Raw genomic sequence first — 24,323 nt, forward strand, 5'->3', positions numbered from 1 at the left:
TTAGTTCAAAAAGGATTCACCCTATTGTTCATTGTGCTGATTTTTGTGATATTTGCAACGCCTTAGAACAAAAATCACTGTTGAATTGTTTAATAACTGACAAATTTTATATCTATATGTATATTACTCTCATTGTTTTATTCCTTTCTGCGATATTCTTTATGAGTGGCAAAGTGCGTTCGGATTTGGTGGCGCTTTGTGCTTTGGTGTTACTAATTATATTCGGTATTCTAACTCCGGAGGAAGCATTGACCGGTTTCTCCAATTCCGTCGTGATCATGATGATAGGATTGTTCGTTGTGGGCGGTGCCATTTTTCAGACGGGTTTGGCGAAGATGATCAGTAGTCGTATTCTAAAATTAGCCGGTGACAGCGAATTAAAGCTTTTTATTCTTATTGTACTGGTGACTGCCTTCATCGGCGCTTTTGTCAGCAATACCGGAACGGTAGCTTTGATGCTTCCTATTGTTGTCAGTATGGCTATGGGGACACAGATTAATGTCAGTCGCCTGCTGATGCCACTTGCATTTGCCAGTAGTATGGGAGGTATGATGACACTTATCGGTACACCACCGAACCTTGTAATTCAGGAAGCACTGACTTCTGCTGGATATGCGCCCCTTACTTTTTTCTCATTTACTCCTGTCGGACTGGTTTGTGTAGCTGTCGGATTGGTGATACTGATTCCATTGAGCAAAATTTTCCTGACTAAGAAAGGCGATAAGGATCGTAAGGGCAAAAAGAATAAATCACTGAAAGAGCTGGCAGGGGAGTACCAATTGTTCCAGAACTTGTGTCGGGTACGAGTGGAAAGTAGATCCCCTTTAACTGGAAAGACCATACAGGAACTGAGTATTCCACAACGTTATAATGTGGGTATAATGGAGGTTCGCCGTCAGTCATCTTCTTCGCGTCGTCATTTCTTTAAGACGATGAGCCAGGAAATGGCTGCTGCTGATACCATTATTCAGGAGAATGATATTCTGTATGTACTGGGAGATTTTACGAATGTGGAGCGCTTTGCAGAAGAAAATACATTGAAGTTACTGGATACGCATGATGCAGAAGGCACCGTAGAATCAAAGAGTGATGAACTTGAATTCACGGAAATCGGTATTGCTGAAATTGTATTGATGCCTGCTTCTAACCTGGTCAATAAGCCGGTAAAGGATTCTGGTTTCAGAGAGAAATATGGGGTGAATATTCTGGGTATCCAACGCAAACGTCAGTATATCCTAAAGAATTTGAAGGATGAAAAGATGCATTCGGGAGATGTGCTGTTGGTGCAAGGAACATGGGAGAATATAGCGCGTTTGAGTGAAGATCCCTCTGATTGGGTAGTACTTGGACAACCGCTTGCCGAGGCTGCCAAAGTAACCCTGAATCATAAAGCACCTGTTGCCGCCATTATCATGTTGGGAATGGTGGTAATGATGATGTTCGATTTTATCCCTGTCGCTCCGGTAACGGCAGTAATGATTGCAGGTTTGCTGATGGTGCTTACCGGCTGTTTCCGAAATGTGGAAGCGGCATATAAAACTATTAACTGGGAAAGTATTGTTCTGATTGCCGCTATGTTGCCTATGTCGTTGGCGCTGGAAAAGACCGGAGCTTCCGAATTGGTGTCCCAATCGCTGGTAAACGGGCTAGGTAGTTACGGACCTTATGTGTTATTAGCAGGTATTTATTTCACCACTTCGCTGATGACTATGTTTATTAGTAATACGGCTACGGCAGTACTTCTTGCACCGATTGCGCTTCAGTCTGCCATACAGTTGGATTTGAGTCCGTATCCGTTCCTATTTGCTGTAACTGTGGCAGCCAGTATGTGTTTTGCTTCTCCGTTCTCGACTCCGCCCAATGCATTGGTGATGCCTGCAGGACGTTATACATTCATGGATTATGTTAAAGTAGGTTTGCCTTTACAGATAATTATGGGAATTGTGATGATCTTTGTGCTCCCGTTATTGTTCCCGTTTTAAAATAACTAAAGTATAAGATCGATGAAAGTAGTAAAGAGTTTGATTTTTATCTTGTTTGCCCTTTGTAGTTTATCGGGCAAAGCACAGGAAGTAGCTGCCGATAGCACCGGCTACATTGTAAGAGTAGGGGAGATGGCTCCTAACTTTACCATTACCCTGACAGACGGTAAGAAAGTTACCCTTTCCGAACTTCGTGGAAAGGTAGTGATGTTACAGTTCACTGCCAGTTGGTGTGGGGTATGCCGCAAAGAGATGCCTTTCATAGAAAAAGATATCTGGCTGAAACACAAAGATAATTCAGCATTTGCTCTTATTGGTATAGACCGTGATGAGCCGCTGGACAAAGTGATTGCATTCGGTAAATCAACCGGTGTTACTTATCCTTTGGGATTAGATCCGGGTGCAGATATCTTTGCCAAATATGCGCTTCGTAATGCCGGCATTACTCGCAATGTACTGATTGATAAAGACGGACGCATTGTGATGCTGACCCGCTTGTACAATGAGGAGGAATTTGCCGCATTAACGAAGAAGATAGACGAAATGCTGGCAAAGAAATAATAAACAGAAAGTCCGGGTTGACCTTATTTCAAGGTCAACTTGGCTAAATAATCGTAGTGCTTTCCCTCTTTTACCAATTCCGCTTGGAAACCATTTTCGGCTGCATAAAGACTGAGTGTCTGGAAATCAATGTAAAGCCAGTCGAATGACTCTCCCAGAATATCCTTATATTGCATCTGGAAGTCTATTTCTCCATAATAGTCACCTGCCAGATCGATCACAAAACTTCCGTCTTCTTCCTCAAACAGATAGCGCAGATCACTGGAGTCCATAAAGATGCAGCCGCTGGGTTGTAGCAGTTGCTTCATTCTTTTGAAGAAGGCAGGCAGGTTCTCCAACTTACCGATGATTCCAGAACCGTTCATCAACATTAATATTGTGTCGTATGTCTCTTGGAAATGTTCATCGAACAGATTGAGTAATGTGGCATGCCGTACACCGCGTTGTTGCATTACTTCTACTGAAAGCGGTGAAATATCAATGGCATGTACATCTTTGCCTGCTTCCTGCAAGGCAAGACTATGACAACCGCTTCCGGCTCCCACATCCAGAATCTTTCCCGTAGCCAGTTGCAGGGCGGTACGTTCCAGAAGAGGCATCTGCTTTTCCATGCGAAAAAGTTCCTTTACCGGAATTTCATCCTCATCGAACTGTGAGGAGAAAACCCGTAGTCGTTCGGCCTTGTGTCGTTTATAATAATCTGCAATAGCAGTACCCATCGGATCCTTGTCAACAGAAAGCAGCGTAGTGTTCATTCTATTCAATATTTAAAAGTTGTCCGCAAAGATACGAAAAATGCAGTCTGTTAGTAGAAAAAAGCTATCTTTGTGGTCAATATATGGATAAAGCCATACTTCGCACTGGCTTATAAATGTAATAGTAATAGAAACCGAATATGAGTATAGAAGATGCAATAATGGGCGGTATCGTCTTTAGAGGAAAGAAAGACAAACCTAAGGAAGATGGAAAGGTGAAAACTAAAGCCAAGAAGAAATCGTATATTACCGGGAAACATGGTTCCGGTGCTGCCAAGATGAAGGCGGATATACGAAAGAAAAGGGCAGGTCGTCATAAATGAGATGATAAGATGGTAAAATGATAAATGGTAAGATGATAGGATTACATTTCCTCATCTTACCATTTATCATTTTACCATTCTTTCATCATTTTGCCGGAAGCACCTCTATCCAGTAATCATCCGGATCATGGATGAAGTACAATCCCATAGCTGTATTTTCAAAGCATACCCAACCCATTTCTTTATGGTATTGGTGAATAGCTTCATAATCACCGGCAACACGGAAGCATAAATGGCTTTCGTTCTCTCCAAGTTCATAAGCTTGCGGATGATCTTTCAGACAAGTCAGTTCCAAGAGGAAACCTGTGCTGTTATCTGTCAGGTAAACCAATGTGAAGGAGCCATTTGAGGCTTCTTTACGATGATGTTCTTTCAATCCCAATGCCTTTTCATAGAAAGCAATACTACGTTCCAGATTGGTAACGTTGATATTAAAATGATCGAATTTAGCTTTTATTTCCACGTAATTAGTGATTAGTAATTAGTAATTATTTAACGAATGCTTTCAGAATTTCACCCACATACATGCGTGGCTGACCTTCCATCGGAGTCTGTGAAGGCATCTTCTTACATTCCAAAACAACTGACGGTTCGGTTTGGTTTGCCGGATAGAAACGAACGGTGTAAGTATCTGCCGTCTCCATCTGTTCGTAAGGCTGGTCGGGAGAAAGGAAGCTGAAAATAACAGGCTTGCCTGATGATTTGCCCAATGAACCACCTGCGTTTGCTGTCATCATGGTCATGTTGAAAGCATCCGAGCCGATTACAAGCACTAACTTGCCCGCACCCATTTGGATGGCATTTGCCGGCAATTGATCCGGAGCTACTTCTTTGTAACCGGGCACTGTACCTGACGTTGCAGGAGTAGCCGGGGTGAGCGGAGTGGCGGGGATTACTGTGACTTTGCCGGTTTCAGCCGGAGTCTTCACTTCAACTTCTGTTTTTGGGGCAATTACTATCGGACCAGAGTTTACAACACTCTTTTCCTCTTTCTTAGCTTCCTTCTGCTCAGCTGCTTCGGCTGCTTTCTTAGCAGTGCTTGCACTGAGGGCTTCGGCTGCTCCAAGGGCCAGGTCGTCTACAAAGTCTACTGTTTTTCTACGCCATTTGGCAAGTCCGCGCACCAATTTGGTTTTGGCCTTGTTCAGTGCGTACTTGTCTACTATCCATTCTTCTGCCGTATATTTCTCTTTGCCTTCGCGATAGTTGAAACGGATTTTCTCTACTTCCATCGTACACTTCTCAGGTGCACAGACAACTGAAAGCTGATAGAGTATCTTTGTACGGTCCAGAGAAAGCGCACTCGAACTGAATACGATCCATTCATCTCCCGTGCCTACGATTTGTCCTTCTTCCGGATTGGTGTAGACTACGCGACTGGTGTTCGCGTTTTTCTTCAGCCGCGCTTCCATCCAAGCCTGTATGCGTTTGAAGATTTCTTCCTGCGACATGCCGGGAATGCTGAATTCTTTGGTGAATACCACTTTTCCATCTACTTCGGGTACTGCACCTGCCAGATACTTGCTGTCGTCATCTTTATCTTTATTGGCGTCTGCAAACGCTGTGGCCGGCAGACAGATGCATAACAGCATAAAAAGAAACTGTGTCAAATTTTTCATAATGCGTATGTTTTATTGAGTAATATCGAAACTTTCGCCCCTGCGGGTAATGGACAGGAAACGGCAACCTTTGCTTTCGGCAAACTCGCGGAAAGCATTTCCGCCCTTGTATTCCTCGCTGAAGTGCATAGGAACAAAGATAGCGGTTTTTATTCGTTCCACGAATTGTTCCGCACCTCTCATATAGTCTTTCCCGATGCGGTTGTCCACTGGAAACATGGCTACGTCTACCGAAGGGGCGGTCTGCTGGAGGTACTTCACCTCGGCAAGGAAGTCGCCTTCCGCTTTCCGGATTTCCTGTGGGGTGGACTCTTCACTCCAATGCCAGTTATTCAGGTCTCCGGCATGGAACAGCCGGATGCCTTGCAGGTCGATCAGAAAAGAGATGCCCACGTCCGTGGAGCCGAATGCTTCGATACGGATATTCGGGTCTTCGTACACATCACCTTTATTTATATAGGTGGCATCCTCACGTGTGGCGCGACGATGTTTCAGGATGTCCTTGGAGAAGATGTAGTGAATATCCGGACGCTCGACCTTCCATAAAAGAACTTCGCGATTAAAGTGGTCGGGGTGAAAATGGGAAGAGAGTACATATAGTTCTCCGGGTCTTCCCAACAGATAGTCATGAACGATACCTTTATTATATTCCGTTTCAGAGGAATCTTTGTAGTAATCGATAATGACTGTCACTCCGTCCGCTTCAATCGCGAAGCCGCTATGGTAAATGTAATCAAGTTTCATGCAAGGATCAATTTATAGCGCAATATTACGAAAAACGCTACACAAACCTTGGCTTTTAGCTGTTATTTTTATCTAAAAGACTTACATGGGTACTTCCATCAACAAGATATGCGAGTCTTTCAGTGTTTCCAGCTCAAAGCTGTGAGTGTCATATACACCCATGCCGTCACGGCGTGAGAGTACAGTGTCGTCCACCTTCACTTCACCTTCGATCACGAAGATGTACACCCCTGCATGCGACTGGTGCATGTGGTAGCCGATTTTTTTGCCTGCTTCTATCTCTCCGATGGAGAACCATGCCTGTTGCAGCATCTTGGCAGGAGCGTCACCGTCCGGTGAAACAATCAACGTCAGTTCGTTCTTGCGCAGTAACGGGCGGATGTCATAATCCTGATAGGCAGGTGGTGTATTCAGCTTCTCCGGCATTACCCAGATTTGTAGGAACTCTACCGGTTCGGTGTCGCTGCCGTTCATTTCGCTGTGATAAATACCGGTACCGGCACTCATGGTCTGTATGTCACCCGGCGTGATGGATCGGCTGTTCTTCTGGCTATCACCATGTTTCAGCTTTCCTTTCAAGGGGATGGAGATAATTTCCATGTTTTTATGCGGGTGGGTGCCGAAGCCTTTACCTGGTTCTACACGGTCATCGTTCAGTACGCGCAGGGCACCGAAGTTCATACGGCGCGGGTTGTAGTAGGTGTCGAAACTGAATGTATGGTGACTGTCGAGCCAATCATATAGAGCACGTCCACGGCTTTCCGCTTTGTCTATTACTTTTTTCATAATTAATTCCTTTCTTTTAAATGGTTGATATGTTTAGATAACAAACTGGTTTTGAAAAAGTTTATGGTCAGATGTTATCCTCTGCTTATTGCAGATTCTTATTGTTAATTTTATATCTTGACTTCATTTTCCAAGGCTTTTCCGCTTGCAAAGTCTTTGATATTCTGAAGTGTGGTAGTGGCGATATTCTCCAATGCTTCACGGGTGAAGAACGCCTGGTGTGAGGTGACGATGACATTGTTGAAGGAAAGCAGACGCGCCAGTACATCATCATCGATGATGCGGTCCGACTGGTCTTCGTAGAAGTATTCGCCTTCTTCTTCGTACACATCCAGTCCGGCAGAACCGATTTTCTTGTTCTTCAATCCTTCTATCAGTGCGTTGGTATGAATCAGTTGTCCGCGTCCGGTATTGATAATCATTACGCCCTCTTTCATCTTGCTGATGGAGTAGTCGTTAATGAGATATTTGGTCTGCTCGGTGAGAGGGCAGTGCAGGGAAATGATGTCTGAACTGTGGTAAAGTTCGTCCAGCGTGGTGTACACCACTTGGTGCTCACGGGCAAAGTTATAGTCGGGGTATAGGTCATAAGCCAGTACGTTCATGCCGAAGCCGCGCAGAATCATAATAAGTTTCTTGGCAATCTTTCCCGTACCGATGATGCCGACCGTCTTGCCGTACATATCGAAACCAAGCAGTCCGTGCAGAGAGAAATTACCGTCTCGTGTACGCCAGGTGGCACGGGGGATTTTCCGGTTCAGCGACAGCATGAGGGCTACGGTATATTCTGCTACGGCATAGGGCGAGTAGGCGGGTACACGTACCACTGTGATACCACAATCGGCAGCCGCTTTCAGGTCTACATTGTTATATCCGGCACAACGCAATGCCAATAATTTCACGCCATTGTCCGCCATCATATGGAGCACTTCCGCATCTGCGGTGTCATTTACAAATATGCAGACGGCATCTACATTTTGCGTTAGTATCACGTTGTGTTTATTCAGATGACCTTTGTAATAGCGGAGTTCAAAACCGTATTCTTTGTTCTTATCATTGAACGAAGCCTCGTCATAGGGCTTCGTGCCGAAAAAAGCAATTGTATATGCCATAGTTTATGGAGTTTTTAGAATTTATCGTCTGTCAATATAACACACGCGTGGCTAATAAGGTTCATTGGCGACAGTTGACTACGATATTGTGGATAGTTGTTGGTGACTGCGGATTATCTCAGTTTGGTGAGTCTTGTTCATAACGCTGCTGAAAGGAAATAATTTATCATTTCAAATAGTTTGTTTGTTTTGATTTTTTGATGTCGAAGAGGCGTTTTGTAAATGGCTGATTATCAGATGTATTACGATGGTGGTATCTCAGTATACGACTGAGGTAGCCTAAGTATCATATTGAGGTACCCTAAGTATCATACTGAGATACCCTAAGTATATGACTGATCGCACAATTATTCTGTTGTGTAAATATTTATCATAAACGCATGAAATGTTTATCATACAGGGTCATCGTTTTGCCCATAGCGGACGGGTTATGAATATAATTTTAGGCGCGGATTACGCGGATTACACGGATTAATGGCTGCGCTATCACACTATATTACAGGAAAAGAATCCGTGTAATCCGCGTAATCCGCGCCTAAATCATTATCAGCATTAGTTCATTACTTTTCCCTTATGAGCAACGGATATCATCTATCTTTTTTTTTATCAGTTTCATTAGAAACAGTTTCTATTTTCAATTAATTATTGGTCTGATGCGACATTTTTGCACAAAATGCTTTCAGCCGTGCAATATTATTGTAACTTTGCGCCCGCTAACAATTAAAAAAGATTTAGATGAGAAAATTTTCGTTGATTAGCCTTATGTTGCTAATCGTTTCAACTTCAACTTTTGCTGGAGGTCTCCTTACGAATACAAATCAGCATGCTGCTTTTCTTCGTATGCTATCCCGTGGCGCTACAACTGAAATAGACGGTGCTTTGTCCAATCCGGCAGGTCTGGCGTTTTTACCGACTGACGGCTTTCATATGTCTTTGAGTATTCAGAGTGCTTTTCAAACAAGAAATATCGATGCTTCGTGCGAAGGTTTGGGGCTGAATAAGTATTATGAGGGTAAGGCATCTGCTCCTGTCATTCCCAGTTTGTTTGCCGCTTATAAGACGGGTGACTGGACGCTTTCCGGCTTCTTCGGCATCACCGGTGGCGGTGGAAAGGCTTCGTTTGATGATGGTCTTCCCATGTTCGATGCTATGGTGATAGGCGGATTGGGAGCCCAAAAGATTCCGAGCAATGCCTATTCGCTGAAAAGCTACATGGATGGCAAGCAGTACATTTACTCTGTACAGTTGGGCTTGACTTATAAGGCAACAGACTGGCTTTCTGTTTTTGCAGGTGGTCGCATGAACTATTTCACCGGTGGCTATCAGGGTGCATTAAATGCCAGTGCCGCCACTAATTTGCCTTTGCCTACCGGAGGAACGATAACTACCGGAACAGAACTTATCGGCATCGATTTGGATTGCAGCCAGACCGGATGGGGATTTACTCCGGTTATCGGTTTGGATGCCAAGTTGGGCAAGCTGAACATTGGCGCAAAGTATGAGTTCATGACTAATTTGAATATTGAGAATTCCACTAAAGAAAACTCGCTTCGTATGATTGGTGCCGCTGAAAGTGAATTGGCGGATTACAAGCATGGTGTGAATACTCCGAATGATATCCCTTCCATGCTATCCGTGGCTGTTGCCTATGAGTTCATACCGGTATTGCGCGCATCTGTGGAATATCACTTCTTTGATGACAAGAATGCAGGAATGGCCAATGGCAAGCAGAAGTTTCTGACAAAGGGAACAAACGAGTATCTGGCAGGTATTGAGTGGGATGTAACCAAACAGCTGACAGTGAGCTGTGGTGGTCAGATTACAGATTACGGATTGTCTAACGATTATCAGAGTGATACCAGTTTCTCTTGTGATTCTTATACTCTGGGCTTTGGAGCCAAGCTGAAGTTAAGTGAAAGAGCTGCCTTGAACGTTGGTTATATGTGGACTACCTATGATGACTATACTAAAGTGTCTCAAAACTATAATGGTACCGGATTGAGTGGTACAAATGTTTATAGTCGTACTAATAAGGTGTTCGGCCTTAGTATTGATTACAGGTTCTGATTTCATAATTACTTCTAATATGATAGAAGAAGCCGTCTCGAACATTGTTTTGAGGCGGCTTCCCTGTTTATATATCTGATTAGAAAGAATATTGTACTAACAAATTCATTCGGTTGGCATGGTGTGTTGAATTACTGAAATCTGTACGCCAGCCACGGAGGTATTCGGCTCCTACCTGCATGTTTGGAGTGACATTCCAGAATACATTGGCTACGAGATACTGTCCGTAGCGATAACTGCTTGGTTGATCGTTGGGATAACCATTCTCAGAATATAATCTGGACATACTATATGTGCCGGATACGAATATTTTCGGACAGATATTATACTGTGCCCCGGCAAACCAGCCCAGCATAGGCAATGCCTGCATCTTGCCTTCTTTTTCAGGATTGGGAACGATGTCCACATTCAGATTGCTTATATCATTCAAATATTGTCCGATACCTTTTCCGTAAGTAGCTTGCCCGAAGATTTCCCATTTCTTACTGAGATTGAACGAAGTAGATGCCTGTACACCCCATCCGGTAACATCGGACGCATGATTGCTGAGCGTGCTGGTATACGTCATGCTGCGCACGATACCACCCACACGAAGATGGCTGTTAGCTCCCCATCCATATTGGGCGTAAGCGGTGAAGTCCGGCATACGTTGTTGGGCTACGCTGAGTTCGTCATTCGTGGCGCCATCTACGCTTGGCACTTCGATAGATGCATGGAAACGCCAGTTTTTCAGACCTTTGTAAGTGTAGGCAAGTTGAGTGGCACGGTAGAAAGTTGCACCATTGGGGCCTTGGAAGTCGATAGTGGAAGGCAATGCAGCCAAATCCATGAACCCACCATAAGTATAACCCACCGTTACATTACGGAACGACATATAAGCATTTCGCAACTGGAATACCTTATCTCCGCCACGGAAGTTACCGGCAGTATATACAACGAAATCGCCCAGCAATTTAGTATGCCCTACCAGTTTCAGGAAGATGGTGGAAGTACTTGCATCCATTTGGAACTGGTTCTTTACTTTGCTGGCATTCGGAATGTAGGCAGGGATGAAGTCCATGTTGTCCACGATGCCGCCAAAGTCATATTCGGCAGTGGCACGCACATATCCGCCGATACCAAGGGCGAATTTCCCTTTTTTATCCATCAACAGGAAGCGGGGAGCTTTAGGATCGTGGATGTACCTGAATTGCGATTCGTTCATGATACGGACGATCTCGTCGCCTGCCTTGTCGATGGTAACCATGACGATGCCGTTAGGTGCTTCGTCATCAATAATCACTTTTTCTTGTGCTCTGGCTATGGACGGAATGAAACCGATGCCGCACAATAGAAACATTACTTTTAAGATTGTCTTCATTATTAAGTTAGGTTTTGGTGAATGCCCTTTGAACAACTTAAATTAGAAATGGTTTTGCGGTCAATGGAAGAAAATGTATCTTTGCAGCCGATTTAACGATCTTATGATGCCGTGAATAGCGGTCGTGTATTCTAGAACACCACGTAAAAAACAGGATTTATGAAGCAAAAAGTATCTGTACCCTTTATGCTGCTGGGTATTCTATTTAATGTTTGTCTGATTGCAGCTAATCTTCTTGAAACTAAAGTTATCCAGGTTTTCGGTATTACCGTTACCGCAGGGTTGCTGGTTTTCCCTATTTCTTATATTATCAATGATTGCATTGCTGAGGTGTGGGGCTTTCGTAAAGCACGTCTCATTATCTGGAGTGGTTTTGCTATGAATTTCTTTGTGGTGATGCTTGGATTGATAGCCGTAGCATTACCGGCTGCACCATTTTGGGAGGGGGAGGCTCATTTCAACTTTGTTTTTGGGATGGCACCGCGTATTGTGGCGGCGAGTCTGACAGCTTTTCTGGTTGGTTCGTTTCTCAACGCTTATGTCATGAGCCGCATGAAAGTGGCAAGTGGTGGACGGCATTTCTCTGCCCGTGCCATCTGGTCCACTGTAGTGGGGGAGACGGCAGACTCTCTAATATTCTTTCCTGTTGCTTTCGGAGGAATTATTGCCTGGCCTGAATTGCTGGTGATGATGTGTATTCAGATCGTATTGAAATCCCTGTATGAGGTGCTGATTCTTCCGGTTACTATCCGTGTTGTGGCGGCTATTAAACGTATTGACGGTAGTGATGTATATGATCAGGATATCTCTTACAATATATTGAAAATCAAAGATATTTGAAGTAATGATAAATACTGTAAATCAGGAGTTAAGCGAAGCAATAACTTCCTTTAACTCCTGATTCGCATTAATAATGAATAGTTGTGAATAAAGAAGTTGCATTAGTTGTATTCAGTGGTGGACAAGATTCTACCACTTGCCTGTTTTGGGCAAAACGTGAGTTTAAGAGAGTAGTTGCTTTGAGCTTCCTGTACGGACAGAAGCATGAGAAAGAGGTGGAACTGGCACGGGAAATAGCCCGTAAAGCTGATGTGGAGTTTGAAGCAATGGATGTGTCTTTTATCGGTAAGTTGGGGCACAACTCACTGACGGATACAACGATGCTTATGGATCAGGAAAAGCCAGCCGGTAGTTATCCCAATACATTTGTGCCGGGACGTAACCTCTTCTTTCTAAGTATTGCTGCTGTATATGCCCGTGAACATGGTATCAATCATATCGTGACAGGAGTGTCGCAGACTGATTTCAGCGGATACCCTGATTGTCGGGATGCTTTTATCAAGTCGCTCAATGTTACATTGAACTTGGCTATGGACGAGCAGTTCGTAATTCATACTCCATTGATGTGGATCGACAAAGCGGAAACCTGGGAGTTAGCAGATGAACTGGGAGTGCTCGATCTGGTACGGAACGAAACATTGACTTGCTATAACGGGATACAGGGTGATGGCTGCGGGCATTGTCCGGCATGTAAGTTACGTCGTGAGGGATTAGAGAAATATTTAAAGCAGTTAAGTATTTAAAGGAATTATCGCTTCGCTTAACTCCTGATTTACATTAAAAACAAATAGTTATGACCGAATTAAAAGATCAACTGTCCCTTTTGGGGAGAAAAACAGAATATAAGCAGGACTATGCTCCTGAAGTGCTGGAAGCTTTTGATAATAAGCATCCCGAGAATGATTATTGGGTACGTTTTAATTGTCCGGAATTTACCAGCCTATGTCCTATAACCGGGCAGCCGGACTTTGCGGAAATCCGTATTAGTTATATTCCTGATATAAAGATGGTGGAAAGTAAAAGCTTGAAACTTTATCTGTTTAGTTTCCGTAATCATGGCGCTTTTCATGAAGACTGTGTGAACATTATAATGAAGGATCTTATTCACCTGATGAATCCTAAATATATTGAGGTAACAGGACTTTTTACTCCGCGTGGTGGCATATCCATTTATCCTTATGCTAACTATGGACGCCCGGGTACGAAGTATGAGGGCATAGCTGAACAACGATTAATGAATAGAGAATAAAAAGAGATAGGGGTGATTTTTCGGAACACCCCTTATTTATATGAATATCACTTCTTGATTATTACCAGTTCGGTAGCTTTCAGGATTTCCCCACCTTCAATCTTTTCTTTGATACATGTTACTTCTACACTGTCCTCCAGTAATACACCGGGAACTTTATCCGGATTGGCATCCATAGTGCTGATGTTTATTGTATCACCTTTTCCCGTAATCAAGGTGATATTATTCATTGTAGCATCGTAAACTATTCCATTGAGTACTTGAGGGTGATTCTCTTGTTTACAAGAACTGATACTTCCCGCAAAGAAAGCAAGAACGGAGAGATAAATTAACTTTTTCATATATAATAGCTTTTCGTGATAATTGTTGAATGCAAATATAAAACTATTTCTAAGAGAATATTGATAATCATAAGGAAAGTCTTTCTTTTCATGAACTAAATGCTGCTTTTCTGTGTTTTAATACAGTCAAGTTATGCAATCATGAGAATACTACATATTAGATATCTTTTACTTATTTTCCTTTTATCTTTCTCTGCTCTAGCGTCTGCTGATGATAAGAAAGAGAATTCTGGTACCGATTTGCTGATTATCAGTAGTTATGTATCGGGTGCCCCATGGAGTCAGACTATCATTTCACACATCATGCAGAAAGAGTATGACCGGAAGGATGTGAGTATGAATGTGGAGTACATGAATATCCTGACGATAGAAACTCCTGAGATACTGAACCAATATAAAGAAAATCTTTTTTCAACTTATGGTAACAACCCGCCTAAAGCTGTGTTGATGTTGGGAAATGCTCCTTTGATATTACGTGATGATATGCGTAGACACTGGGGAGATATACCTTTGATAGTATGTGCTGAAAGTAGATATATAGGGCCGGATTCTACTTATATGTACAATCAGATTATTCCATATAAAGATCGTATCTACTTGAAAGATCTGCGTAATGAGTATAATATGACTTTTCTTGCTGCACGTGCTTTTATACCGGAAAGTGTCCAGTTGCTGCGTCGTATGATTCCGAAGATGAAGAGTTTACTGTTAATAGGTGATCAGACTGACCGTGACATTGATTATGACCAGCAACTCTCAGAGTTGATTAACACTGAATATACAGATATTAATTATAAGTTTTTATCGGCAGGTGCTTGGAGTCCGGAACAGTTGTTGGATACATTGCGACAAGTGGTTCCGGAGGAAACCGGTATTTTGTTCGCTTCATGGTTCCACAAACGAATGTTTGCGGGCAATATGCTTATGATGGCAAACTCTTATAAGGTGATTGCCAATTCTACATTGCCTTGTCCATTTTTTGCATTATCTTCTTCTATTTCAAGTATTGAAGAAGATGGGACTATAATAGGAGGGTGTGTATATGATATGAACCTGTACTGTGAGGAAATTGTGAAGATGATTAATGCTGTAGCTGATGGAAAACAGGCACGGGATATCCCGTATTATGATCCGAAGCCTATGGTTCTTTTCAACTATCCTTATATGGTCGATTTTGGTTTGTCTCCTAAAAATTGCCCTCCGGGAACCATTTACTTGAATGCTCCTCCTACTTTCTTTGAAAAATATCGGTCTGCCTTGGTAGTAGGAAGTATTGTTTTATTGTTGGTTGTTCTCTTTTTCCAACTTCGGCGAAATAAGATTTTGGAACAACTTCAGTTGGTTGAACAGAATCAGCGCTTCACTCACTCCAAAATGGCTATGGCATTGGAGGTTGTTGATTTACTACCCTGGCAATGGGATTTACGGACGGATGAAATCACATATAGTTCTTACAAACCAATAGAACAGGGTAAAAAAGAAGTTTCGGAAATGACCTATACGACTGATATTAACGACTATCTAACTTTTGTTTGTGAAGAAGATAGAGAACGTATCCGACAGGTTTTTAAGGATGTACGCGCTAATAAAGTTGATAGAATAAAGGAAGAATATCGCGTCCATCGTCCAGGTAAACCATATGATTCGGAAGACTGGATGGAAGCACGTGCTTTTGTTGAACAATATGATGAAAAGGGAAACCCCTTGATCGTGGTGGGATCATCATTGTTTATTACAGAACGTAAAATAGCAGAACGCGAACTGATTGCTGCCAAAGAGCGTGCGGAAGAATCCAACCGTCTGAAATCTGCCTTTCTTGCTAATATCAGTCATGAAATCCGCACTCCGTTGAATGCAATTATTGGCTTCTCCAGTATATTGGCTATGACTGAAGATGAAGAAGAGAAGAAGGAGTATGTCAGCATCATAGAGAAGAATAATGGAATCTTGCTGCAACTTATCAATGATGTTCTGGATTTATCCAAGATTGAGGCTGGAGTTCTTGATTTGTATTATTCGGAATTTGGATTAAATGGAGTGTTAGCGACTTTGAAGGGAGTTGTTGAGTCTCGTTTGCAGGATAGGGTTGATCTGATTTTTGAGCCGGGGATGCCGGATGATTATGTTGTTTATTCAGAGAAAAACAGACTTCAACAATTGGTTTTGAACTTCCTGACTAATGCTTGTAAATTTACATCGACCGGCAGCATTCGCTATGGCTATGAAGTGCGTGACAAAGACATCTATTATTATGTAACTGATACGGGAACTGGTATTCCGGAAGATAAACTCCATCTTATATTCGAACGTTTCATCAAGTTGGATAGTTTTAAACAGGGCACCGGTTTAGGTTTGCCTATTTGCCAGCTCATTATTCAGAATATGGGAGGCGAAATCGGAGTGAATTCTAAATTGGGAGAAGGTTCTACATTTTGGTTTACGCTTCCCCTCAAACCAAAACAGTAAGAGGGGATAACGTTGCTTCTATATGACAGCTTTATTTTCAATTAAGTTCTTCAATCGAACCAAGGCTTCGATATAATAATAGTCTGCATAAATGATGGCGGCATCTATTTCTGAATTATTCGGCAAGTGTCCGGTGGAGTGGAGGAGGAATGCCGGCTTGCTTTTGCCGCATTGATACTTGTCCGAACTCAGGCTTGCCAACATTTTTATAGCTGCATTCTTATATTCTTCTCCTTTTTTGCCAGGCAGGTAAGTGGAGAGTTCCAGTAAAGCCGATGCGGTTACACTTGCAGCGGAGGCATCACGTGGGACATTCGGGATATTGGGGTCATCAAAATCCCAGTAAGGCACATAGTCTTCCGACAATCTTTCTAAATATACATCTGTTACTTTCTGTACAAAATCCAGATATCGTGGATCTAATGTTTCCCTGTAGACTACTGTATATCCATAGATAGCCCACGCCTGTCCGCGTGCCCACATGGTATTGTCTGCATATCCCTGATGTGTAACTCCTTTTATGAAGTCGCCCGTCAAAGTATCATAGACAGCGACATGATAGGAAGTGTAGTCGGGACGGAACTGATATTTCATAGTCTTATCGGCGTGCGATACGGCTATATCTGCCAGATATGGATTTCCTCCGTTCTTGGCAGCCCAGAAAAGCATTTCCAGGTTTATCATATTATCCATGATCGTATTGTGTCCACCGAACATTTCTATATTGCGTGGCCATGAAAGTATGGTACCTACACGAGGTCTGAACAAAGTTGCCAGTGAATCTGCTGTATCCAGAATCACTTGTTTGTATTCCGGATTATGTGTCAACCGATATCCATTGCCGTAGCTGCAAAAGATAAGAAAACCCAGATCATGGTCGTATGCCGGAATTTGTGACAGGAACTTCAACGGTTCGGTGAATTTCTCTGCTTCTTCCTTTATGGTTGCTTTACCGGTATATTCGTAATCATACCATAAAACTCCTGGCCAGAACCCACTGCACCATTCATCCTTTGTTGCTTTTCGGCAATGCCAGGTGTTGAGGCTGTCCATGATGTTACGGGGCATCATCGAGTAGTCGATAGTACCTTCTGCCGCTTTTAGTTCTGTTAAAGTGCGTTGTACCTGGGCGTCACAGTAATCCAGCGCCTCATATACATCCACATCCATTCCTTTCTCGGGCATGTTGCAAGCTGTAAACATGCACAAGCATGCACCGAACAGTAGTTCTTTTGTTTTCATATAATCAGTCTTTTTATTTATCTATGTGAAACCAGTCGGCATCTACCCATCCCCGTTCCTTACCATAAGGAGTGGTACTGAATAATCCTACTTTGGCACCTATCCATTTTCCCTGGCGGGCCGTGAAAGGCATACCTATTGCTTTATATTTCTTACCATCCAGGCTGTAATAGAAGTGGCAGATACCGCCTTTCTCTATTTTTACCCGTAGATAGATATCTCTTTCGTAGTTGGGAAACAAACCTGCTTCGTACTTTCTGCTGGCAGGTAATTCTGCCAGGCGAGTGACTGTTTCGGGTATCTTTTGCTCTGCATCCTTGCAGGTCACTTGTTTCAATATAAACTTATCGCCCTCTTTCTCTACTCCGAGGTAACAATAGTCCCAGCCCATTACAATCAATCCGGATTGCTGTCCGTCCATTTTGGCGGAAACTTTTAGTTTGGTAGTTGCTGTGAACTCTTCTGCCATGAATTTCTGCAATAAAAGGTTTGGTACTTCCCAGAAATTCACAAAATTTTCGGAGAGAATATGTCCGTAAATACGGATGAATCCCAAGTCGGAAGTATATCCGAATGTATCCTGATAATTGGCATGCCATTCCCATTGTAGTCCTAACTGACGGGTATTGAACTCGTCACTGTCCGCAGGTGTTTCTACTGGGTAATTCTTACCTACATTGGGCTTTTTATAACGGGTTACGGGTTCGCCACAACCATCGCCGTCCTTATCTTCTCCAATTACAGGCCAGTCGTTTACCCACTTCATCGGGTTCAGATGAACGACACGCCCATACATGGCTTTATCCTGAAAGTGAACGAACCAGGATTCCTCTGTTTGCGTATCAACCCATGCGCCTTGGTGGGGACCATTGATGTCGGTAGAGCCTTGCGCCATGACAATCTTCTTCTCATAAGGACCGTATATATTCTGCGAACGCAATACTAACTGCCATCCGGTTGCTACTCCGCCTGCCGGAGCAAAAATATAGTAGTAACCATTTCGCTTATAGAGTTTGGGACCTTCAATTGTATGGTTGATTCCATCATTACCATCAAAGACCAGTACCGGATCACTGATCACTTTTGTTCCTTCTGCATTCATCTCACAAATTGTGATAACACTGTTCAGTGCGGCACGACTTCCTGCCCATGCGTGTACCAGATATACTTTTCCATCTTCATCCCATAGTGGAGCAGGGTCTATCATGCCACGGCCGGCTTTTACCAATATCGGTTTCTCCCATTCTCCAGCCGGGTCTTTGGTCTTTACCATGAAGATGCCATGATCCGGATCTCCCCAATAGATATAAAACTCTCCATTATGATGGCGGATGGATGGTGCCCAAACACCTTTTCCATGCTGGGGAGCATTGAAGAACTCGATGGGTTCTATCTGTTTCAACGCATAGCCTACATATTTCCAGTTAACCAGATCTTTGGAATGGAGAATGGGCAAACCGGGAGCACATCCGAAGCTGGAAGCCGTCATATAGAAATCTTCACCTGCCGCGCAGACATCCGGATCGGAATAATCGGCATGCAGCACCGGATTGATATATGTGCCATCCTTCTGGTCAGATACCCAGGCTTTGGATACATGTTGGGCTTCCGCCTGCCAACAGGCAGCGTATAGCAATGTAGTAAGCAGAAATATCTTTTTCATCTTTTTAGTTACCTTTTTAAAATATCCTGAAAAACAAAGATTTTACCTAAACAAACTCTTACCTTTATCTACTGAAAATAATCTTAATGTGTTATTTGCCTATTAATACGAGCGAATCTGTTTATTCACTCAATGAAATATCATATTTTATAATCTTTCTCCTTTGTACTTTTTATACTTCTTCATTTCCTGCCTGTCTATAGGTACCAGTCTTATGGCAGCTCCACCACTGGGTTTCAGCTGGAACTTCATAGTTTGTGAAGCGTTGACAAGCAGATAAGTACATTTTACCTGTGTACTTGTTTTTATCTTTTCTCCCCCATCCGTATAGATGCAGGCGAGGTAATTCTTTTCTTTATCGAGGAACGTGAGAGGTATTTCTTCTTCAGAACCTTCATTGTTGGTCATTGCTGCAACAAACCATTCCTGACCTTTCCGGCGTGCCATTGTTATGTTTTTGCCGGGAGCGCCATCTAATACTTTCGTATCGTCGAATACAGTTTGTAAGTGCTCAAACCATTCCATTTCCGGTTCTCCGTGATAGAACGATGGTTTGTCATACCAGAAGATAGTTTGCAGAGGGCTGTAGAACACGAGGGATGCTGCCAGTTGATGAGCATGAGTCGTTTTCAGCCGTTTGTCGAAATAACAGATCGTATAGTCGGCTGCACCGTTTATCATACGAGTGAAGGGGAGCGTGACATTATGAGTTGCATCGGGAAATTCTTCGTTTCCACAAATGCCTTCCTGAGTTAACAAATTCGGATAAGTACGGCTGAAGCCTGAAGGGCGATATTCATCATGTATATTCATCAGCAGATGATTCTCTGCTGCCAAGCGAACCATGTCGTGCATCCAAGTTGCCCAGCGATGGCTGGCGTATTGTACGAAACCGGATTTCACTCCGACAATCCCCCATTTGCGGAGCAATGGGAAAAGTTCACGCATTTGCTTCATGAGTGCATGCTGGTTTACGTACACCCAGATACCAACTCCTTTTTCCTTACCATAAGCTATAACACGGGGCATATCCAGTTTGGCAACCACTTTTGTGGCATCCCCGTCATGTGAAGTACAGGGCATATACCATTGCCAGTCGAAAAGCATATACGGGATATTATGTGCTGCACAGAAGTCGATGGTTGCAATAGCTCCTTCGGTTGTGATAGTTGTTTCGCGCATAATCTTGCCTGGTTTTACCCATGCGGCGGCATCGGCAATTTCACACGGCGGATTCAGATTCTGGATGATATCATTGTGTTCCAGCAATTCACCCGGTTTGTCGGCTGCCATGACTATCTTCCAGGGAGTGGCATAATAAGTCACTACATCCACGGGGCTATACATTACAGAAGTCAGTGTATTCTTCTTGTCTGTGGAGGCAAGGTATTTGGTCAGACACCAGTCGTCAACATCAGCATCTGCCAATGCGGCCCATTTACCATTCGGGAGTTCCAGCGTAAGGGCACGTTCTACCGGATGTTTGATATCATCAATGTTCAGGTACTCAAAGAAAGCCTGTGCCCATTGTTCGGTCCATGCTTTTGTACCTGCCGGTAAGGCGTATTCTGTGAGATCACCTACTACTTTATGAAAGATAGCCTTTGGGTGTTCCGGGAAGAAATAGCGGAAAGCTACTCCTTCATTATAGGCACGCACCTCAATGTTGAGCCGGTAGCCGGAGTTATCTTTCTTGGAGAGATAAAGGGTGCCGGTCCGGTAATGATCGCGTACACTGCTACGTTCACCGTAAAGTGGCTGCCAGGTGATGTCTGTTTCGGGTTGGTAAGTCACAGAGTCCACTTCCAGATTGTCCATCCAGCAGGCAGGCTGTTTCAGGTTTCGTGCTCCCAGAGCCATTTCCCATATCCGGTTGTCCAGTTCCAGCCCGGCACGTGATTCATTGACTACAGGTTGTGATTTGTAATCTACCCGATAACAAAGTTCGTTTGCCGCAGGTGAAACCTGCTTCTGGTAAAATGCTATTTCATGTGTTCCGTCAGGAGATGTCAGCTTCAGTTCCTTGCCATTGTCTGCAAAGAGGGAAGGAGTGAGAACTAACATAATAATTGCTGAGCCGATAGTCTTCATATCTTCGTATTTATTGTTTTTATATAAATACGATTTGGGATATGAGGATACTCAATGTATTCTATCTTTTTAGGGAAATAATGTTCGAGACAGTTTGTGAAATGACAGGACTTCCAAAAAATGACGAGAATCCATCTTCCTTTTGTGAACTTCCCTGTACATGGGCTATGAAGAATCCATATACCCGGTCCTGTTTATTGATCCATGGATAGGCGCCGGCCCAACCCGGTGAACTGATCTGATAGGCTTCTCCTGTTGCTTCATCAATAAGTTCCCGCCATTCTCCCAAACCATATATGCCAGTATGATATTTTTTCAGTGCACGTTCCACATATTCACCCGGATGAACTTCTGCATTTCCCACTTGGTTTGCTTGCATTTCATGTATGGTTTCGGGTTTCAGTAGTTGCTTTTCTTCAAATACGCCATTGTGGTAGATCATATCAAGAAAACGCATGTAGTCGTGCAAAGTGGTACAGAGACCTCCACCCAACATGGGAGCGTGTCCTCCATCTGTATTCACGGGCGTGAAATGGGAATTTTTCATTCCTAAAGGTCGGGCTATTAATTCCTGAAATAATTCCTCGAATTCTTTATTCATAGCTTTTTCTGCCATCCGGCCGGCTATCTGCATGGCAAGTCCGCCATATTCAAAGCGGGTGCCGGGAGTGAAAACCGTGTCAAGCGGAAGAATCTCCATGATTGCCGAATCCAGATGATTGTAATTGTCTACGCGTGGTTCCGGCAGATAAGGGCGGACACCCGATGTGTGCGAAAGCAACTGACGTAAAGTAATCATTCCTTTTATGTCGTTTTTAAATTCAGGAATCCATTTCTTTACACTGTCATTCCAGTCCAGTTCGGTGCAGTCTACCACAGCTCCGATTACTGCGGCGGCTACCCATTTTCCGGCAGAGGCTACATAGACTTTAGTATCAGGGGTAACGTCTTTGTAGTTTTTCTGAAAGATAACGCTATCGTCTCTGACTACACAGATTGAGGCTCCCGGATAGTATCCTTTATTCATCCATGAGGTGATAATGGAGTCAAGTGGTGTAAAATCATAATCCGCCTGCCGGTTATCGGCAGGACGGCATGATGTGAATGACAGATAAATACCTATGAGAGAAACTATAATAATAATTTGTTTCATTTTTACTTTTCTATTAAATCCCAGTATACAACGTAACGTTGGTGATGTAAGTCATACAGTGGCTTTAAAACATTGCCCTGTGATGTTTTAAATATCAGTTCCTCGCCTGTACGCTGTAAACTGTGTCCGGGGTGTTTCCGGTCTATTTGTAAGGTGGTATTCAGCTCAGCCGGAATATGATAATTGTAAGTATAGTAATCATTGTATAATGCCGGATCAGAGAATGGTGCCGGAGATTGCATACCTTCTGTTCCCGATTCACCGGCCAATACCAGCGGTCCGTATAGCAGGGCCCCCTTTTGTGGATTGTCTGGCGTTGTTTCCAATTGCAGGCTCATCGGATAATTAGCTTCAATGCGATCACCGTCTTTCCATTGGCGGGTTACGGCAATGTATGATCCCGGTTTCTGTTTTACCGATACTTTTTTTCCATTGACGTTTACTTTCACATTTTTACTCCATGATGGATAGCGCAGATAAATCGTAGTGGTGACAGGTTTGTCCGTTTGGATGGTCAATGCAGTGTTCTCTTCTGCGGGGAAAGCTGTTTCCTGGTGCAGAGTTATTCCTTTCGCTTTCCAGTTTACTTCTGACGGGATAAAGAGGTTTACGTAGATTCCCTGGTCATTGTGATAATAGATAGCTTCTCCATATTTAGCATGGTTTTCGAAACCACTGCCTACACAACACCAGAAGGAATTCTCCCGGGTACTATAAACTTTGTGAGAGCCGGAGAGCAAAGGCAAGAAATAGGATACCATTCCTGTTTCAGGATCTTGTTGCCCAAGGATATGATTATAGAGTGCACGTTCGTAGTAGTCAGCAACTTTGGCATCTCCTGTCCAGCAAAACAGGTGGCGACTGAGTTTCAGCATATTGTACGTACAACAAGTTTCACCGGTATATCCGGTCAGATGTTTGGATAATTGTTGTGGATCGAAATAATGCTCTTTATCACTGCTGCATCCCGGTGCAAAGGTATGATGGTCTATCATGGTATGCCAGAAAAAATCAGTCAGCTTCCGACTGTCATTATCCTGCGTCAGCTCGTAGTTACGTGCTTCGGCAAGAACTTTTGGGATAAAGGTATTCGTGTGCTTGGTTCCTAAATCATCGCGTTGTTCTTTCAGCGGATCGATAACATCATTGTGATAGAAAAATTCAGCAAGCCATTGATAACGCTCGTCACCGGTGATGGCATAAAGATTATAGAAAGATTCGTTCACACCGCCGAATTCATTCCGTATCATCCTTTTCCGGGTGGGTTCATCCAGCGGTTTAAGTTTATTATAAGCCCAGTCGCCCATGCGGGTAACTACTTCCAATGCCTGTTTGTTATCTGTATAGAGGTATTGGTCGATCAATCCGGAGAAGAGCTTGTGTAATGTATACCAGGGTGCCCATACACTTGTCCCACGTATGTTCCGATTGATCAATTCTTCCGGATATGCACTGAGATACCCGTTTCCCAAAGCTGCCTGTACTTCTGCCAGACCTGTAACAAGACTGTCACCTTTCAGCTTGAATATTTCACTTCCGGTAGATGCGTACATGAGCGCATAGGCTGATAGTAAATGCCCTGTTGTATGTCCGCGCAGTTCGCAGTCCAGTGATTCCCAGCCGCCTAGTTTCTTTACGGTCATATATCCACCTTCACGTCCGGCAAATACTCCGGCGTTGTTGCGGAAACTGTGTAGCAAACGATTGGTTGCTATAGAAGTCATCCAAACAGAATCACGCATCATATTGTCGCGAAAACGGCTTGGTAATAAACGCACGTCTTTTAAGTCGAAACTCTCTACCTGTATCGGCGCTGTTGTCACTTTTTTCATTTTTCCGGCATGTTGTCCGGGATAAATGGATTGAGCGGAAAGGCCGGTTGATAGAGCCGCACAGATTGTCATTAGGATTAAACTCTTATTTCTCATAACTTTTTTATTAATTCTTTCTTTATATATACGAAGTAGAG

Annotated in this window: 21 protein-coding genes; 8 read left to right on the plus strand and 13 right to left on the minus strand. The window is 43.4% G+C overall.

What is annotated here, in order from left to right; translation table 11 throughout:
* The first annotated feature begins 116 nt into the window (after positions 1 to 116).
* Both K429_RS0121055 and K429_RS0121060 read left to right on the plus strand, forming a co-directional pair.
* Positions 117 to 1,982 carry an SLC13 family permease gene (locus tag K429_RS0121055; RefSeq protein WP_007213356.1) on the plus strand — a complete coding sequence of 622 codons (1,866 nt, stop codon included), beginning with the start codon at positions 117 to 119 and terminating at the stop codon, positions 1,980 to 1,982.
* A 21-nt stretch (positions 1,983 to 2,003) separates the two neighbouring features.
* Positions 2,004 to 2,543, plus strand: coding sequence for a TlpA disulfide reductase family protein (locus tag K429_RS0121060; RefSeq protein ID WP_007216138.1), 540 nt, complete (start codon positions 2,004 to 2,006; stop codon positions 2,541 to 2,543).
* A 23-nt stretch (positions 2,544 to 2,566) separates the two neighbouring features.
* Here K429_RS0121060 and K429_RS0121065 read toward each other — a convergent pair whose 3' ends face one another.
* Complete coding sequence (locus K429_RS0121065) at positions 2,567 to 3,298, minus strand: bifunctional 2-polyprenyl-6-hydroxyphenol methylase/3-demethylubiquinol 3-O-methyltransferase UbiG (RefSeq protein ID WP_029327934.1); 732 nt, start codon at positions 3,296 to 3,298, stop codon at positions 2,567 to 2,569.
* A 140-nt stretch (positions 3,299 to 3,438) separates the two neighbouring features.
* Here K429_RS0121065 and K429_RS0121070 point away from each other — a divergent pair, with 140 nt between their 5' ends.
* The gene (locus tag K429_RS0121070; protein ID WP_007213360.1) at positions 3,439 to 3,621 is read left to right on the plus strand and encodes a hypothetical protein; all 183 of its coding nucleotides are present in this window, start codon (positions 3,439 to 3,441) and stop codon (positions 3,619 to 3,621) included.
* Positions 3,622 to 3,706: 85 nt separating this feature from the next.
* On the opposite strand, the gene K429_RS0121075 is transcribed toward K429_RS0121070, so the two are convergent.
* From K429_RS0121075 to K429_RS0121095, 5 genes are all read right to left on the minus strand, one after another.
* Positions 3,707 to 4,084 (minus strand): VOC family protein, encoded by a 378-nt coding sequence (locus K429_RS0121075; protein ID WP_007216139.1) that lies wholly within the window; start codon positions 4,082 to 4,084, stop codon positions 3,707 to 3,709.
* A gap of 25 nt (positions 4,085 to 4,109) precedes the next feature.
* Positions 4,110 to 5,240: a DUF4468 domain-containing protein gene (locus tag K429_RS0121080; RefSeq protein WP_029327936.1), complete on the minus strand. Its 1,131-nt coding sequence runs from the start codon at positions 5,238 to 5,240 to the stop codon at positions 4,110 to 4,112.
* Between the two features lie 12 nt (positions 5,241 to 5,252).
* Positions 5,253 to 5,984 (minus strand): MBL fold metallo-hydrolase, encoded by a 732-nt coding sequence (locus tag K429_RS0121085; protein WP_007216141.1) that lies wholly within the window; start codon positions 5,982 to 5,984, stop codon positions 5,253 to 5,255.
* An 81-nt stretch (positions 5,985 to 6,065) separates the two neighbouring features.
* On the minus strand, positions 6,066 to 6,770 hold the full coding sequence (locus tag K429_RS0121090; protein ID WP_007213364.1) for a pirin family protein: 705 nt from the start codon (positions 6,768 to 6,770) through the stop codon (positions 6,066 to 6,068).
* A 110-nt stretch (positions 6,771 to 6,880) separates the two neighbouring features.
* Positions 6,881 to 7,882 carry a 2-hydroxyacid dehydrogenase gene (locus K429_RS0121095; RefSeq protein WP_007216143.1) on the minus strand — a complete coding sequence of 334 codons (1,002 nt, stop codon included), beginning with the start codon at positions 7,880 to 7,882 and terminating at the stop codon, positions 6,881 to 6,883.
* 735 nt (positions 7,883 to 8,617) lie between these two features.
* Between K429_RS0121095 and K429_RS0121100 the strand changes: the two genes are divergently transcribed.
* A complete protein-coding gene (locus tag K429_RS0121100; protein ID WP_007213366.1) occupies positions 8,618 to 9,949 on the plus strand; it encodes an OmpP1/FadL family transporter in 1,332 nt (443 codons plus the stop codon).
* A gap of 79 nt (positions 9,950 to 10,028) precedes the next feature.
* Here K429_RS0121100 and K429_RS0121105 read toward each other — a convergent pair whose 3' ends face one another.
* Positions 10,029 to 11,309 carry a DcaP family trimeric outer membrane transporter gene (locus K429_RS0121105; RefSeq protein WP_029327937.1) on the minus strand — a complete coding sequence of 427 codons (1,281 nt, stop codon included), beginning with the start codon at positions 11,307 to 11,309 and terminating at the stop codon, positions 10,029 to 10,031.
* A gap of 159 nt (positions 11,310 to 11,468) precedes the next feature.
* Here K429_RS0121105 and K429_RS0121110 point away from each other — a divergent pair, with 159 nt between their 5' ends.
* The 3 genes from K429_RS0121110 to queF all read left to right on the plus strand — a co-directional run bounded on the left by K429_RS0121110 (position 11,469) and on the right by queF (position 13,398).
* Positions 11,469 to 12,149 carry a queuosine precursor transporter gene (locus K429_RS0121110; protein ID WP_007213368.1) on the plus strand — a complete coding sequence of 227 codons (681 nt, stop codon included), beginning with the start codon at positions 11,469 to 11,471 and terminating at the stop codon, positions 12,147 to 12,149.
* Between the two features lie 83 nt (positions 12,150 to 12,232).
* Complete coding sequence (queC, locus tag K429_RS0121115) at positions 12,233 to 12,892, plus strand: 7-cyano-7-deazaguanine synthase QueC (protein WP_029327938.1); 660 nt, start codon at positions 12,233 to 12,235, stop codon at positions 12,890 to 12,892.
* A 50-nt stretch (positions 12,893 to 12,942) separates the two neighbouring features.
* Complete coding sequence (gene queF / locus K429_RS0121120) at positions 12,943 to 13,398, plus strand: preQ(1) synthase (RefSeq protein WP_007216146.1); 456 nt, start codon at positions 12,943 to 12,945, stop codon at positions 13,396 to 13,398.
* Positions 13,399 to 13,445: 47 nt separating this feature from the next.
* Here the strand turns inward: queF and K429_RS0121125 are convergent, their stop codons facing one another.
* Positions 13,446 to 13,739: a hypothetical protein gene (locus K429_RS0121125; RefSeq protein WP_029327940.1), complete on the minus strand. Its 294-nt coding sequence runs from the start codon at positions 13,737 to 13,739 to the stop codon at positions 13,446 to 13,448.
* A gap of 141 nt (positions 13,740 to 13,880) precedes the next feature.
* Between K429_RS0121125 and K429_RS0121130 the strand changes: the two genes are divergently transcribed.
* Complete coding sequence (locus tag K429_RS0121130; protein WP_231501904.1) at positions 13,881 to 16,205, plus strand: HAMP domain-containing sensor histidine kinase; 2,325 nt, start codon at positions 13,881 to 13,883, stop codon at positions 16,203 to 16,205.
* 18 nt (positions 16,206 to 16,223) lie between these two features.
* Here K429_RS0121130 and K429_RS0121135 read toward each other — a convergent pair whose 3' ends face one another.
* The 5 genes from K429_RS0121135 to K429_RS0121155 all read right to left on the minus strand — a co-directional run bounded on the left by K429_RS0121135 (position 16,224) and on the right by K429_RS0121155 (position 24,282).
* A complete protein-coding gene (locus K429_RS0121135) occupies positions 16,224 to 17,447 on the minus strand; it encodes a glycoside hydrolase family 88 protein (protein ID WP_029327942.1) in 1,224 nt (407 codons plus the stop codon).
* Positions 17,448 to 17,460: 13 nt separating this feature from the next.
* Positions 17,461 to 19,110 carry a glycoside hydrolase 43 family protein gene (locus K429_RS0121140; protein WP_029327944.1) on the minus strand — a complete coding sequence of 550 codons (1,650 nt, stop codon included), beginning with the start codon at positions 19,108 to 19,110 and terminating at the stop codon, positions 17,461 to 17,463.
* A gap of 147 nt (positions 19,111 to 19,257) precedes the next feature.
* On the minus strand, positions 19,258 to 21,201 hold the full coding sequence (locus K429_RS0121145) for a glycoside hydrolase family 97 protein (protein ID WP_029327945.1): 1,944 nt from the start codon (positions 21,199 to 21,201) through the stop codon (positions 19,258 to 19,260).
* Positions 21,202 to 21,262: 61 nt separating this feature from the next.
* The gene (locus tag K429_RS0121150) at positions 21,263 to 22,354 is read right to left on the minus strand and encodes a serine hydrolase (protein WP_007213378.1); all 1,092 of its coding nucleotides are present in this window, start codon (positions 22,352 to 22,354) and stop codon (positions 21,263 to 21,265) included.
* Positions 22,355 to 22,356: 2 nt separating this feature from the next.
* Positions 22,357 to 24,282, minus strand: a complete 1,926-nt coding sequence (locus tag K429_RS0121155) for a glycoside hydrolase family 127 protein (protein ID WP_029327946.1) — start codon at positions 24,280 to 24,282, stop codon at positions 22,357 to 22,359.
* Positions 24,283 to 24,323 lie beyond the last annotated feature (41 nt).

It is taken from the genome of Bacteroides sp. 14(A), from assembly GCF_000526555.1.
GTDB lineage: Bacteria > Bacteroidota > Bacteroidia > Bacteroidales > Bacteroidaceae > Bacteroides > Bacteroides cellulosilyticus.

What these genes read in the sequence shown, in the direction of transcription:
- K429_RS0121055 (WP_007213356.1), top strand. Translation starts at nt 117, where the DNA reads ATGTATATTACTCTCATTGTTTTATTCCTTTCTGCGATATTCTTTATG.
- K429_RS0121060 (WP_007216138.1), top strand. Translation starts at nt 2,004, where the DNA reads ATGAAAGTAGTAAAGAGTTTGATTTTTATCTTGTTTGCCCTTTGTAGT.
- K429_RS0121065 (WP_029327934.1), bottom strand. Translation starts at nt 3,298, where the DNA reads ATGAACACTACGCTGCTTTCTGTTGACAAGGATCCGATGGGTACTGCT.
- K429_RS0121070 (WP_007213360.1), top strand. Translation starts at nt 3,439, where the DNA reads ATGAGTATAGAAGATGCAATAATGGGCGGTATCGTCTTTAGAGGAAAG.
- K429_RS0121080 (WP_029327936.1), bottom strand. Translation starts at nt 5,240, where the DNA reads ATGAAAAATTTGACACAGTTTCTTTTTATGCTGTTATGCATCTGTCTG.
- K429_RS0121085 (WP_007216141.1), bottom strand. Translation starts at nt 5,984, where the DNA reads ATGAAACTTGATTACATTTACCATAGCGGCTTCGCGATTGAAGCGGAC.
- K429_RS0121090 (WP_007213364.1), bottom strand. Translation starts at nt 6,770, where the DNA reads ATGAAAAAAGTAATAGACAAAGCGGAAAGCCGTGGACGTGCTCTATAT.
- K429_RS0121095 (WP_007216143.1), bottom strand. Translation starts at nt 7,882, where the DNA reads ATGGCATATACAATTGCTTTTTTCGGCACGAAGCCCTATGACGAGGCT.
- K429_RS0121100 (WP_007213366.1), top strand. Translation starts at nt 8,618, where the DNA reads ATGAGAAAATTTTCGTTGATTAGCCTTATGTTGCTAATCGTTTCAACT.
- K429_RS0121105 (WP_029327937.1), bottom strand. Translation starts at nt 11,309, where the DNA reads ATGAAGACAATCTTAAAAGTAATGTTTCTATTGTGCGGCATCGGTTTC.
- K429_RS0121110 (WP_007213368.1), top strand. Translation starts at nt 11,469, where the DNA reads ATGAAGCAAAAAGTATCTGTACCCTTTATGCTGCTGGGTATTCTATTT.
- queF (WP_007216146.1), top strand. Translation starts at nt 12,943, where the DNA reads ATGACCGAATTAAAAGATCAACTGTCCCTTTTGGGGAGAAAAACAGAA.
- K429_RS0121125 (WP_029327940.1), bottom strand. Translation starts at nt 13,739, where the DNA reads ATGAAAAAGTTAATTTATCTCTCCGTTCTTGCTTTCTTTGCGGGAAGT.
- K429_RS0121130 (WP_231501904.1), top strand. Translation starts at nt 13,881, where the DNA reads ATGAGAATACTACATATTAGATATCTTTTACTTATTTTCCTTTTATCT.
- K429_RS0121135 (WP_029327942.1), bottom strand. Translation starts at nt 17,447, where the DNA reads ATGAAAACAAAAGAACTACTGTTCGGTGCATGCTTGTGCATGTTTACA.
- K429_RS0121140 (WP_029327944.1), bottom strand. Translation starts at nt 19,110, where the DNA reads ATGAAAAAGATATTTCTGCTTACTACATTGCTATACGCTGCCTGTTGG.
- K429_RS0121145 (WP_029327945.1), bottom strand. Translation starts at nt 21,201, where the DNA reads ATGAAGACTATCGGCTCAGCAATTATTATGTTAGTTCTCACTCCTTCC.
- K429_RS0121150 (WP_007213378.1), bottom strand. Translation starts at nt 22,354, where the DNA reads ATGAAACAAATTATTATTATAGTTTCTCTCATAGGTATTTATCTGTCA.
- K429_RS0121155 (WP_029327946.1), bottom strand. Translation starts at nt 24,282, where the DNA reads ATGAGAAATAAGAGTTTAATCCTAATGACAATCTGTGCGGCTCTATCA.